This window comes from Pseudomonas sp. SIMBA_041 (assembly GCF_046535095.1).
GTDB lineage: Bacteria > Pseudomonadota > Gammaproteobacteria > Pseudomonadales > Pseudomonadaceae > Aquipseudomonas > Aquipseudomonas mucoides.
In genome coordinates, this window is the sequence record NZ_JAWRXJ010000004.1 from 545311 (window position 1) to 560901 (window position 15591).

The window sequence follows — 15591 nt, forward strand, 5'->3', positions numbered from 1 at the left end:
GCTCGCGATGAGGCTGACTGTTAGTCTGCTATCGCGAGCAAGCTCGCTCCCACAGGTACGGTGGTGTGGCTGAAATGGATTACTTCGGAATCTCGGCCTTCATGCCTTCAACGTAGTAGTTCATCGACGCCAGCTGGGCATTGCTCGCCGTCGCCCCCGCTGCAATTTTCTCTACGCCGGCCTGATCCTTGATCGGCCCGGTGAACGGGTGCAGCGCACCGCTCTTGATGTTGGCAATGATCTGCTCGGCTTCGGCTTTCACCGGTGCCGGCACCAGGTCACTGATCGGCAGTTCAACGGTGCCTTCCTTCAATCCACCCCAGTAATCCTGGGATTTCCAGTCGTGGTCGAGCACGCTTTGGGTCGCCTGAATGTAGTGCGGACCCCAGTCGTTGACGATGGATGTCAGCACCGCTTTCGGCCCGAAGTGCGCCATGTCCGAAGCGTAGCCGACGGCATACACACCGCGACGTTCAGCCGCCTGGATCGGCGCCGGGCTGTCGGTGTGCTGGAACACCACGTCCACGCCCTGGTCGATCAGCGCGTTGGCGGCGTCGGCTTCCTTGCCTGGGTCGAACCACGAGTTGACCCACACCACTTTGATCTCGGTGCCGGGGTTGTACTTGTTCAGGGCCAGTTGAATGGCGTTGATGTCGCGGATCACTTCCGGGATCGGGAAGGAGGCGACATAGCCGATCTTCTTGGTCTTGGTCATCTTCGCCGCGAGGAAACCGCCGACGTAGCGCCCTTCATAGGTGCGCGCGAGGTAGGTGCCGAGGTTCTTGTCCTGCTTGTAGCCGGTGGCGTGCTCGAAGGTGACCTTGGGAAATTGTTTGGCGACTTTGAGCGTCGGGTTCATGTAGCCGAAGGAGGTGGTGAAGATCAGGTCGTAGTTGTCCTTGGCCATGTTGCGGATTACCCGCTCGGCGTCGGCGCCTTCCGCGACGTTCTCCACGTAATTGGTGGTGATCTGCGAGCCGAATTTTTCAGCCAGCACCTTGCGCCCCTGTTCATGCTGATACGTCCAGCCGTGGTCACCGATCGGACCGATATAGACGAAGCCGACTTTCAGCGGGTCGGCGGCGCTGGCGGTCAGGCTGGCGCTCAGACCGATGGCCGCGGCGACGGCGCAAAGCAGCTTCTTCAGCGGACGTTTATGCATGAATTCCAACTCCATTTTGTTTTGTGGTTGGAAGGGGTGATGCAAATTGCTGACCAACAGGACAACAAACGACGTGAGACCGTGTCGAGGCCATCACGAGCAGGCTCATTCCTACAGGGGAACGCATTCCAATGTAGGAGTGAGCCTGCTCGCGATGCGGCCCTTGAGGCCGATAAAAGTGCACGCCCTGAACCTGCTGCCATCCACTGGTGCGCTAAGGTGTAACGAAACGTTAGCGCTTCACCGCAGTCAGTAGCTCATCACTCTGCTTTCGCTTCACTGCGCAAAAAGGCCCGCAATGTTCACACACCTCAAGCAAGAAGCATTTCTGCTGCTGGCCATGTTCGCCGCCGTCGTCGCGTACCCGCTGGAGCACTGGATGCTCCACAGCGGCCAACCGGTCGCGCTGGCCGCCGGGCTGGTGTTGATTGCGTTCATCGTCGCCGCCTCCATGCGCGTCGCCCATCACGCCGAGCTGTTGGCGGAAAAAGTTGGCGACCCCTACGGCACGATGATCCTGACGCTGGCGGCGGTGCTGGTGGAAGTGGTGATCCTGGCGATCATGATGAGCAACGAAGCCTCGTCCACTCTGGTGCGCGACACGATTTACTCGGCCGTCATGCTCGACATTAACGGCATCCTCGGCCTCGCCGCATTAATGGGCGGGCTCAAGCACGGCGAGCAGTCCTACAACGATGATTCGGCGCGCAGCTACAGCGTGATGATCCTCACGGCCATGGGCGTGTCGATGGTGGTGCCGGAGTTTATTCCCGCGGCCAACTGGAAGATTTATTCGGGCTTCACCATCGGTGCCATGGTCGTGCTGTATGCGTTGTTCCTGCGGATGCAGGTCGGGCCGCACAGTTACTTTTTCAGCTACAGCTACCCTGAAAAACGCCGGCGCAAAGTCCCGGAAGAAGAAGCCGAACCGGTCAATGTGGCGCTGAGTATCGGCACGTTGGTGTTTGGTGTGGTGGTGATCGGCGCACTGGCCGAGGTGATGTCCAAGACCCTCGATCTGGGGCTGGAAGGGACGGGCGCTCCGCCGGTGATTACGGCGATTCTGGTCGCGGCCATTTCGGCGGCACCGGAGATTCTGACGGCGTTGCGCGCGGCGTTGGCCAATCGGATGCAGTCGGTGGTCAACATCGCGATGGGGGCGTCGCTATCGACGGTGATCCTGACCGTGCCGGTGATGGAAGCGATGGCGCTGTATACCGGCCAGCCATTTCAGATGGCGATGACGCCGGTGCAGACGGTGATGATCTTCCTGACGTTGATCGTCAGTGCGATTAACCTCAACGATGGCGAAACCAACGCCATCGAAGGGATGACCCACTTTGTGCTGTTCGCGACATTCATCATGTTGTCGCTGCTCGGTCTCTGAAACCACCACAAATCTCCTTTAGGAGTGAGCCTGCTCGCGATAGCGGCGTATCAGTCGACACTGATAGCGTCTGACACACCGTCATCGCGAGCAGGCTCACTCCCACAGTTTTAGATTTGTGTTGTATCAGGTTCCGGCGATCAGTTGGCGAGCGGCCTGGCTGTGGTCGGCAATCAATCCTTTGAGGTCCAACCCCTCAACCTGCCCATCAATCACTCGCCACTTGCCACCGACCATCACCCGATCCGCCCGATCTGCGCCGCACAGCAGTAACGCCGACACCGGATCATGGCTGCCGGAGAAACGCAGTTCATCCAGTTTGAACAACGCCAGATCCGCCTGCTTGCCAACCGCCAGCTCACCGATATCGGTACGCCCCAGCAGACTCGCCGAACCCTTGGTCGCCCAGCCCAATACCAGTTCCGGCGTGATCTTCTCCGCACCATAACGCAGGCGCTGGATGTACAGCGCCTGGCGGGTTTCGAGCATCATGTTCGACGCATCGTTGGACGCCGAACCGTCCACGCCCAGCCCGAGCAACGCGCCCGCCGCTGTCAGGTCCAGCGTCGGGCAGATGCCGGAAGCGAGGCGCATGTTCGAGCTTGGGCAATGGCAGATACCGGTGCCGGCAGCGCCGAGGCGGGCGATTTCGTCCGGGTTGAAGTGGATGCCGTGGGCCAGCCAGGTACGCGGGCCGAGCCAGCCGACACTGTCCAGATAATCCACGGTGCGCAGGCCGAAACGTTGCAGGCAGAAATCTTCTTCGTCGAGGGTTTCGGCCAGGTGCGTGTGCAGGCGCACGTCGAGTTTGTTTGCCAGTTCAGCACTGGCGGACATGATTTCCGGAGTCACCGAGAACGGCGAACATGGCGCCAGGGCGATCTGGATTTGCGCGCCGTCGCCGCGTTCGTGGTACTCGGCGATCAAGCGTTGACTGTCGTCGAGGATCACTTGGCCTTCCTGCACGGTCTGCTGCGGTGGAAGGCCGCCGTCCTTCTCGCCGAGGCTCATGGAACCGCGGGTGAGCATGGCGCGCATGCCCAGTTCGCGGACGCTTTCGACTTGCACGTCGATCGCGTTTTCCAGGCCTTCGGGAAACAGGTAATGGTGATCGGCCGCAGTGGTGCAGCCAGACAGCAGCAACTCGGCCAGCGCGACTTTAGTGGCGAGGGCCAGTTTTTCCGGGGTGAGGCGAGCCCAGACCGGGTACAGGGTTTTCAGCCACGGGAACAACGGCTGATTGACCACCGGCGCCCAGGCGCGGGTCAGGGTTTGATAGAAATGGTGATGGGTGTTGATCAGCCCCGGCAGGATCACATGCTCGCGGGCGTCGAAAACGTGTCCACAGGGCGCGGACGGTTGCTGGCCGACGGCGAGCACTTCAACGATCACACCGTCTTGCACAACCAGACCGCCACGGGCATCGAGGCCATTGGCAGTGAAGATAGCGAGGGGATTTTTTAACCAGGTACGGGATGCGGGCATGTTGGCCGGCTCCTCTGAAAGTGGGGTTCAGGGTTGCCAGCTCAGTGATTACCCTGTCTGCTGATCCAGGATCGCCGCGGGGGCGAGGTGCGGAGTTTCGGACAAAACGCAGCGCCGGGCAAGCCCGACCCGACCAGACAACAAAAATCCCTTGTCTGGAATGATCCCCCGTGGGAGCGAGCTCACTCCCACAGGGAATTGTGTGGTGATTACCAGGGAATGGTTTCACCTCGGTAATTCACGAAGTGATGCCCGCCCTTGCCGGTGTAGGCATTTACCTGATCAACCAGCCCACGGGTGCTGGTCTCCACATCAATGTCCGCACCTTCACCGCCCATGTCGGTTTTCACCCAGCCCGGATGCAGCGACAGCACGGTAAGTTTGTGCTCGCCCAATTGCGTCACAAAGCTGTTGGTCATCGAGTTCAGTGCAGCCTTGCTCGCCTTGTACAGCGCCAGTTCCGGTGCGTCCGACATGGTCACGCTGCCGAGCACCGAACTCATGAACGCCAGCACGCCGCTGTCCGGGCGAATCTGCCCGACGAATTGTTGGGCCAGGTTGATCGGGGCCACGGCGTTGGTGAAAAACAGCTGGCCAACCTCGGCCAGCGTCGCGCCGCCCGGTGTTTGAACGTCCGGGCCCTTGACCCCGGCATTCACGAACAGCAGGTCAAACACGTCGCCCTTGAGCTGTTGGCTGAGGGCGATCACCGCCGACTGATCGTCCATGTCGAGTCTCTCGATCCGCACGTTGCCCACGGCCCGCAGGGCGTCGGCGTTTTGCGGGTTACGCACGGTGGCGGTGACATGCCAGCCGTCGGCCAGCAGGGTTTTCACCAGGCCGAGGCCCAAGCCTCGTGAGGCTCCGATGATGAGCGCGGTTTTTGCCTTGGACATGAGTGGCTTCCTTGAAAAAAGAGGTTCACGGATTCAGTGGACAGCGTTGCCCGAGCCGTTGTTGCAACTCGTGACGCAACGCGCCGAGTTCATCCATCCGGGTTTCGATCAGTTTGAGTTTGTCTCGCAGCAATTGCGTGACGGCGCTGTCTGGATCAGGCGACTGCCGGATTGCCGCGACACTGTTGCCGATTTCGCCGAGGGTAAAACCCAGTCTTTGAGCGGTCTTGATGTACTGCACCAGTTGCACCATGTCTGCCGGGTAGTCGCGATAACCATTGGCGCTGCGTTGCGCCGCGATCAATCCGCGTTGCTCGTAAAACCGTAGCGTGTCACGGCTGACGGCGCTGGCCTGGGCTAATTCACCGATGCGCATGTTGACGTCTCGAGAGGGCTTGACCTTGGAGCATACTCCAGGCTTTAGCCTTGTTGCTCCTCGAATATATATGGAGCAGGGCCGATGTGGACTTCAGCGCAATATCGCCGGGTGGTGCGGGGCAGTGCCTGGTATGACTTGATCGTGACAGCGGCGTTTGTCACGCCGTGGAGTTTTGCGGGTTTGCATGGGGCACTGACGGGGTTGAGTCAGGCGTTGGATTTGCCTGGAACACTACCGGCGTTTGAGCCGATGCACATGCTGATGGCAAATCTGTTGGGGTCGATTGTGTGCGTTTGGGCGGTGCTGCGGATTCGGGATCCGCAGCAGGTGTTTGGGCGGTATGACGCGGTTGGAAGATTCCTGTTTTCGGCTTGGCAGCTGTATGCCTTGCTGCATGGGGCCAGTTCGCTGTTAGTGGTTTTCCTGGTCTTTGAATTGGCTTGGGGCGTGGTTCAGGTGTTGCCAGTTCGGCAGCCATCGCTGGCAAGCCATGCTCCTACGGGCGCAGCGCCAAACCTGTAGGCGCCGAGCTTGCTCGCGAAGGGGCCGGTCGATTCAATCCTAATGCCCACCCTGCCACGGCTGCCCCAACGACACCGGCGCATACAACCTTGTCCGCACGGCATCCCGCGACAACAACACCAACACCACAATCGTCGCGACATACGGCAGCATCGCCAGCAGGCTCGACGGAATCGCCAGCCCCAACCCCTGCGCCACCAAATGCAGGATGCTGGCGAGCCCGAACAGGTACGCCCCCAGCAGCAAGCGCCACACTCGCCAACTGGCAAACACCACCAGCGCCAGCGCAATCCAGCCGCGCCCGGCGCTCATGTTCTCCGCCCACATCGGCGTGTACGCCAGGGACAGATACGCCCCGGCCAACCCGGCCATCGCACCGCCAAACAACACCGCCAGCGTGCGCACACCCAACACCGGCAAGCCCATCGCACTGGCGGCGTCCGGGTTTTCCCCAACCGCTTGAATGATCAACCCGACGCGGCTTTTCAAAATCACCCACGCCACCAACGCAAACAGCGCGAATGACAGGTACACCAACAGATCCTGCGCAAACAGCATCCGCCCGATCAGTGGAATCTCGCTCAAGTACGGAATCGCCACCGGCTCAAAACCGGCCAGCGGTTTACCGACCCACGCCGCCCCGACAAACGTCGACAGGCCCACGCCGAAAATCGTCAGCGCCAACCCGGTGGCCACTTGATTGGCGTTGAACACCAGCGCCACCAAGGCAAACAGCGACGACAACAGCATCCCGGCGAGCATCGCCAACAGCACACCGAGCCACAGGTTGCCGCTGCTCAGCGCGACGATAAAACCGATCACCGCACCAAACAGCATCATCCCTTCCTGACCGAGGTTGAGCACGCCGCTCTTCTCGCAAATCAATTCACCCAACGCCACCAACAGCAACGGCGTGCCGCAACGGACCATCGCGTAGAAAATATTGCTCAGCAGATCGATATCCATCACAGCGCTCCTGCAGGTACGGTGGCTGGTGCGCGACGGGCCCAGCGCACGTTCAAGCGTGGTCGGTAGAGAATCAGCACGTCGCTGGCCAGCAGGAAAAACAGCATCATCCCCTGGAACAATTGGGTGATGGCTTGCGGCAGGTTCATGCTCATCTGCGCGCTCTCGCCGCCGATGTACAGCAGCGCCATCAGCAGGCTGGAAAACAGAATGCCGACGGGATTGAGTCGCCCGAGAAACGCCACCGTGATCGCCGCGTAGCCATAGCCCGGCGAGACCTGCGGCACCAATTGGCCGATCGGCCCGGTCACCTCACACACGCCGGCCAGCCCCGCCAAACCACCGCTGATCAACAGCGCCAGCCAGATCAGACGCTTCTCGCGAAACCCGACGAAACCCGCCGCGCGCTTGTCCAGCCCCAGCACTTTGATCTGGAAACCGATAAAGCTTTTCTGCAACAACACCCACACCGCAACCAACGCCAGCAAGGCGAAATACACCCCGGCGTGAACCCGGCCATCCTCCATCAGCAATGGCAATCGGCTGAAGTCACTGAACATCGCCGACTCCGGAAAATTGAACCCGGCCGGGTCCTTCAACGGCCCATGCACACAAAACAGCAGCAGGTTCAGGGCGATGTAATTGAGCATGATGCTGGTGAGGATTTCGTTGGCGTTGAAGCGCGTGCGCAACCACGCGGTCAGTCCGGCCCACGCCGCGCCGGCCAGGGTGCCGACCAGCAGAATCAACACCAGTGCCCAGCGACTTTGCAGGTCGATGATGTTCACCGCCAAGGCACTGCCGGCCAACGCGCCGAGCAGCAATTGACCTTCGGCGCCGATGTTCCAGATGCGCGCCTGATAGGCCACGGCCAGCCCCAATGCACAGAGCAAAATCGGCAACGCTTTGACCAACAGTTCCGAGACGCCATACCCGTCGCTGATCGGTGCGATCAACAAGGTGTGCAAGGTCAGCAACGGATCGTGGCCTAGCGCGATAAACAGTAATGAGCCACAGCCCAGCGTCAGGGCCGCCGCGAGCAACGGCGAGCACCAGAGCATCAGGCGTGATTGCTGGCCACGGGGTTCGAGAGAAAGCAGCATGGAAAACTCCGTTAAGCCGATGCGGGTGCAGGTGAGTGAGGGGCGTCGAACTGGCCGGCCATCCAGCCGCCGACGTCAATCAAGCGTGTGTCGACGGTCGCTTTCAGTGGCGACAGGCGACCGCCGCACAACGCGCCGAGGCGGTCGCTGATCTGGAACAATTCGTCGAGGTCTTCGGAGATCACCAGGATCGCCGCGCCGGCATCGCGCAAGGCAATCAGCGCACGGTGAATGGTCGCGGCGGCGCCGACGTCCACGCCCCAGGTCGGGTGTGCGGCGATCAGCAGTCTGGGTTGCTGGAGGATTTCCCGGCCGAGGATGAATTTCTGCAAGTTGCCGCCGGACAGGCTGCGGGCCGGTGTCTGGGCATCGGGTGTCTTGACCCCGAAGCGACGGATGATCTCTTCGGCCAACGCGTCGACCTTGCGACGCTGGATCAAGCCGTTGCTGACCAGTCCTTGTTGAAACGCCGTGAGCAACGCGTTGTCGGCGAGGCTCAATTCCGGCACGGCGCCGTGACCCAGTCGTTCCGCGGGGACGAAGGCCTGGCCGAGTTCGCGTCGTGCATCGGGTCGCAGGTGGGCGACCGCTTGCCCGGCGAAACGGATCGTTGCGCCGTTGTTTCGGGTCAGCCGTTCTTCGCCGCTGAGTAACGCCAGCAATTCATCCTGACCATTACCCGCAACACCGGCGATGCCGACGATTTCACCCCTTTGCACTTCAAGATCTACATCCTTCAGCGAGCAGCCGAACGGATCGGGATTGAGCCAGGACAACTGACTGACGCTGAGAAACACCCCGCCGCCTACCACCTTCGGATAGTCCGTAATTGTCTCGGCGACTTCGCCGACCATCAGCCGCGCCAGTTGCCGGTCCGAGCACTCGGCGGGTACGCAATGCCCGGCCACTCGACCGCCGCGCAACACGGTGGCGCTGTGGCACAGCGCCCGGACTTCACCGAGCTTGTGGCTGATAAACAGAATGCTGCAGCCCTCGGCCGCGAGTCGGCGCAAGGTGATGAACAGTTCTTCGGCTTCTTGCGGGGTCAGGACCGAGGTCGGTTCATCGAGGATCAACAGGCGGATGTCTTGCATCAGGCACCGAATGATTTCCACCCGTTGCCGCTCGCCAATCGACAGGCTGTGGACAAGTCGCTCGGGCTCCAGCGCCATGCCATAACGGCGGGACACTTCACGAATCTTCGGTTCCAACTGTTTTGGTGTGCCGGCCGCCGCGCCCATCGCCAGGGCAATGTTCTGCGCCACGCTCAATGTCTCAAACAGCGAGAAATGCTGGAACACCATGCCGATCCCAAGACCACGGGCCTGGGAAGGATTGCGTATGTTCACGCGTTGTCCTTGCCAGATCATTTCCCCGGAATCGGCCTGGGTGACGCCGTAGATGATCTTCATTAACGTGCTTTTGCCAGCACCGTTTTCCCCAAGCAAGGCATGGATTTCGCCAGGCGCAATGGTCAGGTCGATGGCGTCGTTGGCCAGGCATCCGGGGTAGCGTTTGCTGATGTGGCGCAATTGCAGGCGGGGTGTTTGATCGGGGATCGGCACGGGGTTGGGCATGACTGACTCGGGTCGATGGGCGTGATGCTTGTGGATAAAGCAATTTCCTGGCCATTGGGTCAGGAAAGCTGAAAATCCGCGCAAGCACAGGCCTCAGGGTCAGTGCATTGCGATCCATCGACACCGGGCCAGGCACCACTTGAGGGCGAAGCTGTTGATCAGGCTCCAGTTTTGCTCGCAGGGGATTGGTTAAAAAATGAACAGTAGCCCGCAAGCCATGCCGGACATGGGGCCGCGACGACCATGAACGGGTTATCCACAGATTGCTCCACAGTATTTGTGCGCAAGCTCAAACGTCGGGCATAAGTACCGTGCGGCTATCTTCTAAAGGTGATAACCCGCGCTAACTGTTTGTTTTTACGTGAATTTAACGTTGGTGGTGGGAAATTGGACGAAAAATGAACAAAGCCCGCAAACCCGCATGACAGAAGGGTTACAGGCACATGTGCTCAGGTTATCCACAGCCGGGTGCACAGTAGATGTGGGCAAAATCCCGACGTCGGCGGAATAAGGGTGAACGTTGTTGGTGCGTTCAGTGCTGCAACACAATGCGTCCGCGACTCAAGTCCGCCAGTTGTGTTTGCAGGGCAGGGATCTGTGCTTTTCCCATCGCCAATTGCAGTTCGACGCCGTTAGCGGTGAACGTTTCTTCCACGATCAGCCCGCCCAGTTCCGTCACGCGAAGTTTCACCAGCGCCAATTCACTGAAGACACAGGCGCAACTGACGGGCACTCGGCTGATCAGCTCAACCTTGGGCGCCGCTTGCAGGCATTTGTTAGCACCGCCGCCATACGCCCGGGCGAGGCCGCCGGTGCCCAATTGAATGCCGCCGTACCAACGAATCACCAACACCGCGACCTGGTCGCAGTCCTGTGCTTCGATCGCCGCCAGAATCGGTCGGCCTGCGGTGCCGCCGGGCTCGCCATCGTCGTTGCTGCGGTACTGGTCGCCGAGTTTCCATGCCCAGCAATTGTGCGAAGCATTAAGGTCGCTGTGCTGTTCGAGGAACGCCTGGGCGTCAGCCGGGCTTGAGATCGGCGCAGCGAAGGTGATGAAGCGGCTTTTGCGAATCTCTTCGCGGTATTCGCAAAAACCGCTGAGGGTAAAAGGCATAGGTATCTTAATTAGACGGGGTCAGGCCGCAGCCTTTGAGAATGATGCGGATCAGGTTATTGCCGGCTTCTTCCATGTCTTGCTTGGTCAGCTTGGTACGCCCAGTGACCCGGCAGATCTGGGTCGCGAAGTCGGCGTAATGCTGAGTGCTGCCCCACAACAGGAAGATCAGGTTGACCGGATCGACCGGGTCCATTTTGCCGGCGTCGATCCACGCCTGGAACACCGCGGCCCGGCCCTGGAACCAGGCGCGGTAGTCCTGGTTGAAATACTCGGTCAGGCATTCGCCGCCGCTGATCACTTCCATGGCGAAGACTCGTGACGCTTGTGGCTGGCGCCGGGAAAATTCCATCTTGGCGCGGATGTAGCGGGTTAATGCCTCGGCCGGATCATCCTCCGCAGTCAATGTGTTGAAGGTGCTGTCCCACAACTCGATGATGTTGCTCAGCACCGCCACGTACAAACCGAGTTTGTTGGTGAAGTAGTAATGCAGGTTCGCCTTGGGCAACCCGGCATTCTGGGCAATGGTGTTCATGCTGGTGCCTTTGAACCCGTGACGGGCGAACTCGTCTTCGGCGGCTTTGATGATGGTCTCTTCGTTCTTCTGACGAATGCGGCTGGCAGGTTTACCGCCGTGAGCTGGGACTTCAAAGGTCATAGGCACTTCCAGACAGACAGGTAGGTGGGTGCAACCAGTGCGTTGATAGCGCACCCACGGGCTTCAGACAAGTCCCGGTTCACAGGATTCTTCGGTTGTTCAGCGCGTCGCAGCGAGGCTTTCCAGGAAACTCTCCAGTACCAGATGCGGGCGACGGCCCTTGCGCGTGACCGATGCAAGGCTCAGGTCATAGAAACGCGCCTTCGGTTTCAGCGCACGCAAGCGACCTTGTTGCACCCAGAGGCTGGCGTAATGATCCGGCAGGTAGCCGATGTAGCGCCCAGTGAGGATCAGGAACGCCATGCCCTCACGGTCCGAAGCACTGGCGGTGCAGTTGAGTGCCTGGTAATGGGCCTGGATCTCCGCTGGCAGTCGGAAGGTCGGCGCGATCGCGTCCTGGCTGTTGAGACGGTCATCGTCGAGTTGTTTGTCGTCGACGTAAAAAAGCGGATGGCCGACTGCGCAATACAGCAGCGAGCGCTCGCTATAGAGCGGCTGATATTCCAGCCCCGACAACGCACTGGCCTGCGGCACGACGCCGACGTGCAAGCGGCCATCGAGCACACCTTGCTCCACTTCATTGGGCGCGATCATGCGGATCTGAATCTGCACGTCCGGGCCGCGTTCCTTCAATTGTGCCAACGCGTGGGTGATGCGCATGTGGGGGAGGGTGACCAGGTTGTCGGTCAGGCCAATGGTCAATTCGCCACGCAAGTGCTGGTGCAGGCCATTGACCTCGGTGCGGAAACTTTCCAGCGCACTTAATAGCTGCAAGGCCGATTGGTACACCTCGCGACCTTCTTCGGTCAGGGAAAATCCGGCGCGACCGCGTTGGCATAACCGCAAGCCCAGGCGTTGTTCCAGATCGCTCATTTGCTGGCTGATGGCCGAGCGACCGATCCCCAGCACGCTTTCCGCCGCCGAGAAGCCGCCGCACTCGACCACGCTGCGAAAGATCCGCAACAAGCGGATATCAAAGTCGCTGACTTGCGCCAGTGGATCGGGACGACGCGTGCTCATAGTTTAGTAGCGGCCTGACTGAACGTTAGAAGAGTTGGATTTCACAGACTTTATCCCCGTGGCAATTTAGCTGCAAGAACGCTTTTGATCTCTATGCCGCTTATTGCCTGCGAGGTTTTGCCCATGAACTTGCCTGAAAACGCCCCGTCTTCCCTGGCCAGCCAGCTCAAGCTTGATGCTCACTGGATGCCCTATACCGCCAACCGTAACTTCCAGCGCGACCCGCGTCTGATCGTGGCGGCGCAAGGCAGCTGGCTGACCGACGACAAGGGCCGCAAAGTCTATGACTCGCTGTCCGGTCTGTGGACCTGCGGCGCCGGGCACACCCGCAAGGAAATCCAGGAAGCGGTCGCCAAGCAATTGGGCACGCTCGACTACTCGCCAGGCTTCCAGTATGGCCATCCGCTATCGTTCCAACTGGCCGAGAAAATCACCGACCTGACCCCGGGCAACCTGAATCACGTGTTTTTCACCGACTCGGGTTCCGAGTGTGCGGATACCGCAGTGAAAATGGTCCGCGCTTACTGGCGTCTGAAAGGTCAGGCGACCAAAACCAAAATGATCGGCCGTGCTCGCGGTTACCACGGCGTGAACATCGCCGGCACCAGCCTCGGCGGTGTGAACGGCAACCGCAAAATGTTCGGTCAGGCGATGATGGACGTCGATCACCTGCCGCACACGCTGCTGGCGAGCAATGCCTACTCCCGTGGCATGCCGGAGCTGGGTGGTATTGCTTTGGCCGATGAGCTGCTGAAGTTGATCGAGCTGCACGACGCGTCAAACATCGCCGCGGTATTCGTTGAGCCGATGGCCGGTTCTGCTGGCGTACTGGTTCCGCCACAGGGTTACCTCAAGCGTCTGCGCGAGATCTGCGATCAGCACAACATCCTGCTGGTGTTCGACGAAGTGATCACCGGTTTCGGCCGTACCGGCAAAATGTTCGGTGCCGATACCTTTGGCGTGACCCCGGACCTGATGTGCATCGCCAAGCAAGTCACAAACGGCGCAATCCCGATGGGCGCGGTGATTGCCAGCTCCGAGATCTACCAGACCTTCATGAACCAGGCGACGCCTGAGTACGCGGTTGAATTCCCGCACGGCTACACCTACTCCGCGCACCCGGTGGCTTGCGCTGCTGGCCTGGCAGCACTCGATCTGCTGCAAAAGGAAAACCTGGTGCAGAGCGTGGCCGAGGTGGCACCGCATTTCGAAAATGCGCTGCACGGTTTGAAAGGTTCGAAGAACATCATCGACATTCGTAACTTCGGCCTGGCCGGTGCGATTCAGATCGCGCCGCGTGATGGCGACGCGATCGTGCGTCCATTCGAAGCGGGTATGGCGCTGTGGAAAGCCGGGTTCTATGTGCGCTTCGGCGGCGACACCCTGCAGTTCGGCCCAACCTTCAACAGCAAGCCGCAAGACCTTGATCGTCTGTTCGACGCGGTCGGCGAAGTGCTGAACAAGATCGACTGATTTTCTCTTCTATATAGAGGCGTCCTTATACGGGGCGCCTGTGGACAACTTTTCAGGAGCGTTACATGAGCCTTATCCCGCATTTGATCAATGGCGAACTGGTGACCGAAGACGGTCGCACGGCCGACGTGTTCAACCCGTCTACCGGCCAGGCGATCCACAAGCTGCCATTGGCCAGCCGTGAAACCATTCAAAAAGCCATCGACTCGGCCAAGGCTGCATTCCCGGCCTGGCGCAACACGCCGGCAGCCAAACGTGCCCAGGTGATGTTTCGCTTCAAGCAACTGCTGGAACAGAACGAAGCACGCATTGCTCAGCTGATCAGCGAAGAGCACGGCAAGACCCTGGAAGATGCGGCCGGCGAATTGAAGCGCGGTATCGAGAACGTCGAGTTCGCGTGCGCTGCGCCGGAAATCCTCAAGGGTGAATACAGTCGTAACGTTGGGCCGAACATTGATGCTTGGTCGGACTTCCAGCCGTTGGGCGTGGTGGCCGGTATTACCCCGTTCAACTTCCCGGCGATGGTGCCGCTGTGGATGTATCCGCTGGCCATCGTCTGCGGCAACTGCTTTATCCTCAAGCCGTCCGAGCGCGATCCGAGCTCCACGCTGTTGATCGCTCAACTGTTGCTGGAAGCCGGTCTGCCTAAAGGCGTGCTGAACGTCGTGCACGGTGACAAGGCGGCGGTGGACGCGCTGATCGAAGCGCCGGAAGTCAAAGCGCTGAGTTTTGTCGGTTCGACGCCGATTGCCGAATACATCTACGCCGAAGGCACCAAGCGCGGCAAACGCGTTCAGGCACTGGGCGGCGCGAAGAACCATGCGGTGCTGATGCCGGATGCGGACCTGGATAACGCGGTCAGCGCGTTGATGGGCGCTGCCTACGGTTCTTGCGGCGAGCGTTGCATGGCGATCTCGGTGGCAGTGTGCGTCGGTGACCAGGTGGCGGATGCGCTGGTGGAAAAACTGGTGCCGCAGATCAAGGCGCTGAAAATCGGCGCGGGGACTACGTGTGGTCTGGACATGGGGCCACTGGTCACCGGTCAGGCACGCGACAAGGTCAGCGGTTATGTCGAAGACGGCGTTTCTTCCGGCGCGACCCTGGTGGTCGACGGTCGTGGCTTGAGCGTGGCCGGTCATGAGGAAGGTTTCTTCCTGGGTGGCTGCCTGTTCGATAACGTCACGCCTGAGATGCGCATCTATAAAGAAGAAATCTTCGGGCCAGTGCTGTGCGTTGTTCGGGTCGACAGCCTGGAAGAGGCGATGCAGCTGATCAACGATCACGAGTATGGCAACGGCACCTGCATCTTTACCCGTGACGGTGAAGCGGCGCGGTTGTTCTGCGATGAGATCGAAGTGGGCATGGTCGGCGTTAACGTACCGTTGCCGGTGCCGGTGGCTTACCACAGCTTCGGTGGCTGGAAGCGTTCGCTGTTTGGCGACCTGCATGCGTATGGTCCGGACGGTGTGCGTTTCTACACCCGTCGCAAAGCCATCACCCAGCGCTGGCCGCAACGTGCGAGCCATGAGGCGTCGCAATTTGCGTTCCCTAGCTTGTAAGTAGAAGGGAAGAAGGCCGGCCCCTTGGGGCCGGCCTTTGTGTTTCCGGGCCTTTTTGCCTTATATGACAGAATTGTGAAATTAAAGGTTGACGGCAGATTCTGGATGTCTATAATTCGCCCCACTTCCGGCGCAGTCGAAACGAAAAACTCCTTGGTAAACAAAGAGTTACGCAGTTTTCGGCAGCAGGCGGCTTCAGGTCATCGAAGCGCAAAAGGAGTTGAAAAAGAGGTGTTGACAGCAGCGTGTAACGCTGTAGAATTCGCCTCCCGCTACCGAGTGATCGGAAG

Annotated in this window: 15 protein-coding genes; 5 read left to right on the top strand and 10 right to left on the bottom strand. The window is 60.0% G+C overall.

Annotation, left to right across the window (positions count from 1 at the left end; all coding sequences use genetic code 11):
* Positions 1–79: 79 nt before the first annotated feature.
* Positions 80–1162 carry a BMP family ABC transporter substrate-binding protein gene (locus tag SB725_RS12550; RefSeq protein ID WP_027921847.1) on the bottom strand — a complete coding sequence of 361 codons (1083 nt, stop codon included), beginning with the start codon at positions 1160–1162 and terminating at the stop codon, positions 80–82.
* Between the two features lie 298 nt (positions 1163–1460).
* Between SB725_RS12550 and SB725_RS12555 the strand changes: the two genes are divergently transcribed.
* Positions 1461–2549, top strand: a complete 1089-nt coding sequence (locus SB725_RS12555) for a calcium:proton antiporter (RefSeq protein WP_027921846.1) — start codon at positions 1461–1463, stop codon at positions 2547–2549.
* Positions 2550–2675: 126 nt separating this feature from the next.
* Here SB725_RS12555 and SB725_RS12560 read toward each other — a convergent pair whose 3' ends face one another.
* The 3 genes from SB725_RS12560 to SB725_RS12570 all read right to left on the bottom strand — a co-directional run bounded on the left by SB725_RS12560 (position 2676) and on the right by SB725_RS12570 (position 5306).
* Positions 2676–4034 (bottom strand): 8-oxoguanine deaminase, encoded by a 1359-nt coding sequence (locus SB725_RS12560; RefSeq protein WP_027921845.1) that lies wholly within the window; start codon positions 4032–4034, stop codon positions 2676–2678.
* Positions 4035–4243: 209 nt separating this feature from the next.
* Positions 4244–4930, bottom strand: a complete 687-nt coding sequence (locus SB725_RS12565) for an SDR family oxidoreductase (RefSeq protein WP_410921835.1) — start codon at positions 4928–4930, stop codon at positions 4244–4246.
* A 25-nt stretch (positions 4931–4955) separates the two neighbouring features.
* Positions 4956–5306, bottom strand: coding sequence for a MerR family transcriptional regulator (locus tag SB725_RS12570; RefSeq protein ID WP_059181680.1), 351 nt, complete (start codon positions 5304–5306; stop codon positions 4956–4958).
* An 84-nt stretch (positions 5307–5390) separates the two neighbouring features.
* Between SB725_RS12570 and SB725_RS12575 the strand changes: the two genes are divergently transcribed.
* Entirely contained in the window at positions 5391–5831 is a 441-nt protein-coding gene (locus SB725_RS12575; RefSeq protein WP_027921842.1) for a hypothetical protein, read from the top strand.
* A gap of 39 nt (positions 5832–5870) precedes the next feature.
* Here SB725_RS12575 and SB725_RS12580 read toward each other — a convergent pair whose 3' ends face one another.
* From SB725_RS12580 to SB725_RS12605, 6 genes are all read right to left on the bottom strand, one after another.
* On the bottom strand, positions 5871–6797 hold the full coding sequence (locus SB725_RS12580; protein WP_027921841.1) for an ABC transporter permease: 927 nt from the start codon (positions 6795–6797) through the stop codon (positions 5871–5873).
* A complete protein-coding gene (locus SB725_RS12585) occupies positions 6797–7900 on the bottom strand; it encodes an ABC transporter permease (RefSeq protein WP_410921836.1) in 1104 nt (367 codons plus the stop codon). Before SB725_RS12585 ends, SB725_RS12580 begins: the two co-directional genes overlap by 1 nt.
* 11 nt (positions 7901–7911) lie before the next feature.
* Positions 7912–9477, bottom strand: coding sequence for an ABC transporter ATP-binding protein (locus SB725_RS12590; RefSeq protein WP_027921839.1), 1566 nt, complete (start codon positions 9475–9477; stop codon positions 7912–7914).
* 532 nt (positions 9478–10009) lie between these two features.
* On the bottom strand, positions 10010–10591 hold the full coding sequence (locus SB725_RS12595; RefSeq protein WP_410921837.1) for an IMPACT family protein: 582 nt from the start codon (positions 10589–10591) through the stop codon (positions 10010–10012).
* A 7-nt stretch (positions 10592–10598) separates the two neighbouring features.
* The gene (locus SB725_RS12600) at positions 10599–11249 is read right to left on the bottom strand and encodes a TetR/AcrR family transcriptional regulator (protein ID WP_027921837.1); all 651 of its coding nucleotides are present in this window, start codon (positions 11247–11249) and stop codon (positions 10599–10601) included.
* A 99-nt stretch (positions 11250–11348) separates the two neighbouring features.
* On the bottom strand, positions 11349–12269 hold the full coding sequence (locus SB725_RS12605; protein WP_027921836.1) for a LysR family transcriptional regulator: 921 nt from the start codon (positions 12267–12269) through the stop codon (positions 11349–11351).
* Positions 12270–12392: 123 nt separating this feature from the next.
* On the opposite strand from SB725_RS12605, the gene SB725_RS12610 reads away from it, so the two are divergent.
* The 3 genes from SB725_RS12610 to SB725_RS12620 form a co-directional block, all read left to right on the top strand.
* Complete coding sequence (locus SB725_RS12610) at positions 12393–13742, top strand: aspartate aminotransferase family protein (RefSeq protein ID WP_027921835.1); 1350 nt, start codon at positions 12393–12395, stop codon at positions 13740–13742.
* Between the two features lie 65 nt (positions 13743–13807).
* Entirely contained in the window at positions 13808–15301 is a 1494-nt protein-coding gene (locus SB725_RS12615) for a CoA-acylating methylmalonate-semialdehyde dehydrogenase (RefSeq protein WP_194940928.1), read from the top strand.
* Between the two features lie 105 nt (positions 15302–15406).
* On the top strand, positions 15407–15591 hold a 185-nt coding region (locus SB725_RS12620), incomplete at its 3' end, for a hypothetical protein (protein WP_410921838.1).

What these genes read in the sequence shown, in the direction of transcription:
- SB725_RS12550 (WP_027921847.1), bottom strand. Translation starts at nt 1,162, where the DNA reads ATGCATAAACGTCCGCTGAAGAAGCTGCTTTGCGCCGTCGCCGCGGCC.
- SB725_RS12555 (WP_027921846.1), top strand. Translation starts at nt 1,461, where the DNA reads ATGTTCACACACCTCAAGCAAGAAGCATTTCTGCTGCTGGCCATGTTC.
- SB725_RS12560 (WP_027921845.1), bottom strand. Translation starts at nt 4,034, where the DNA reads ATGCCCGCATCCCGTACCTGGTTAAAAAATCCCCTCGCTATCTTCACT.
- SB725_RS12565 (WP_410921835.1), bottom strand. Translation starts at nt 4,930, where the DNA reads ATGTCCAAGGCAAAAACCGCGCTCATCATCGGAGCCTCACGAGGCTTG.
- SB725_RS12570 (WP_059181680.1), bottom strand. Translation starts at nt 5,306, where the DNA reads ATGCGCATCGGTGAATTAGCCCAGGCCAGCGCCGTCAGCCGTGACACG.
- SB725_RS12575 (WP_027921842.1), top strand. Translation starts at nt 5,391, where the DNA reads ATGTGGACTTCAGCGCAATATCGCCGGGTGGTGCGGGGCAGTGCCTGG.
- SB725_RS12580 (WP_027921841.1), bottom strand. Translation starts at nt 6,797, where the DNA reads ATGGATATCGATCTGCTGAGCAATATTTTCTACGCGATGGTCCGTTGC.
- SB725_RS12585 (WP_410921836.1), bottom strand. Translation starts at nt 7,900, where the DNA reads ATGCTGCTTTCTCTCGAACCCCGTGGCCAGCAATCACGCCTGATGCTC.
- SB725_RS12590 (WP_027921839.1), bottom strand. Translation starts at nt 9,477, where the DNA reads ATGCCCAACCCCGTGCCGATCCCCGATCAAACACCCCGCCTGCAATTG.
- SB725_RS12595 (WP_410921837.1), bottom strand. Translation starts at nt 10,591, where the DNA reads ATGCCTTTTACCCTCAGCGGTTTTTGCGAATACCGCGAAGAGATTCGC.
- SB725_RS12600 (WP_027921837.1), bottom strand. Translation starts at nt 11,249, where the DNA reads ATGACCTTTGAAGTCCCAGCTCACGGCGGTAAACCTGCCAGCCGCATT.
- SB725_RS12605 (WP_027921836.1), bottom strand. Translation starts at nt 12,269, where the DNA reads ATGAGCACGCGTCGTCCCGATCCACTGGCGCAAGTCAGCGACTTTGAT.
- SB725_RS12610 (WP_027921835.1), top strand. Translation starts at nt 12,393, where the DNA reads ATGAACTTGCCTGAAAACGCCCCGTCTTCCCTGGCCAGCCAGCTCAAG.
- SB725_RS12615 (WP_194940928.1), top strand. Translation starts at nt 13,808, where the DNA reads ATGAGCCTTATCCCGCATTTGATCAATGGCGAACTGGTGACCGAAGAC.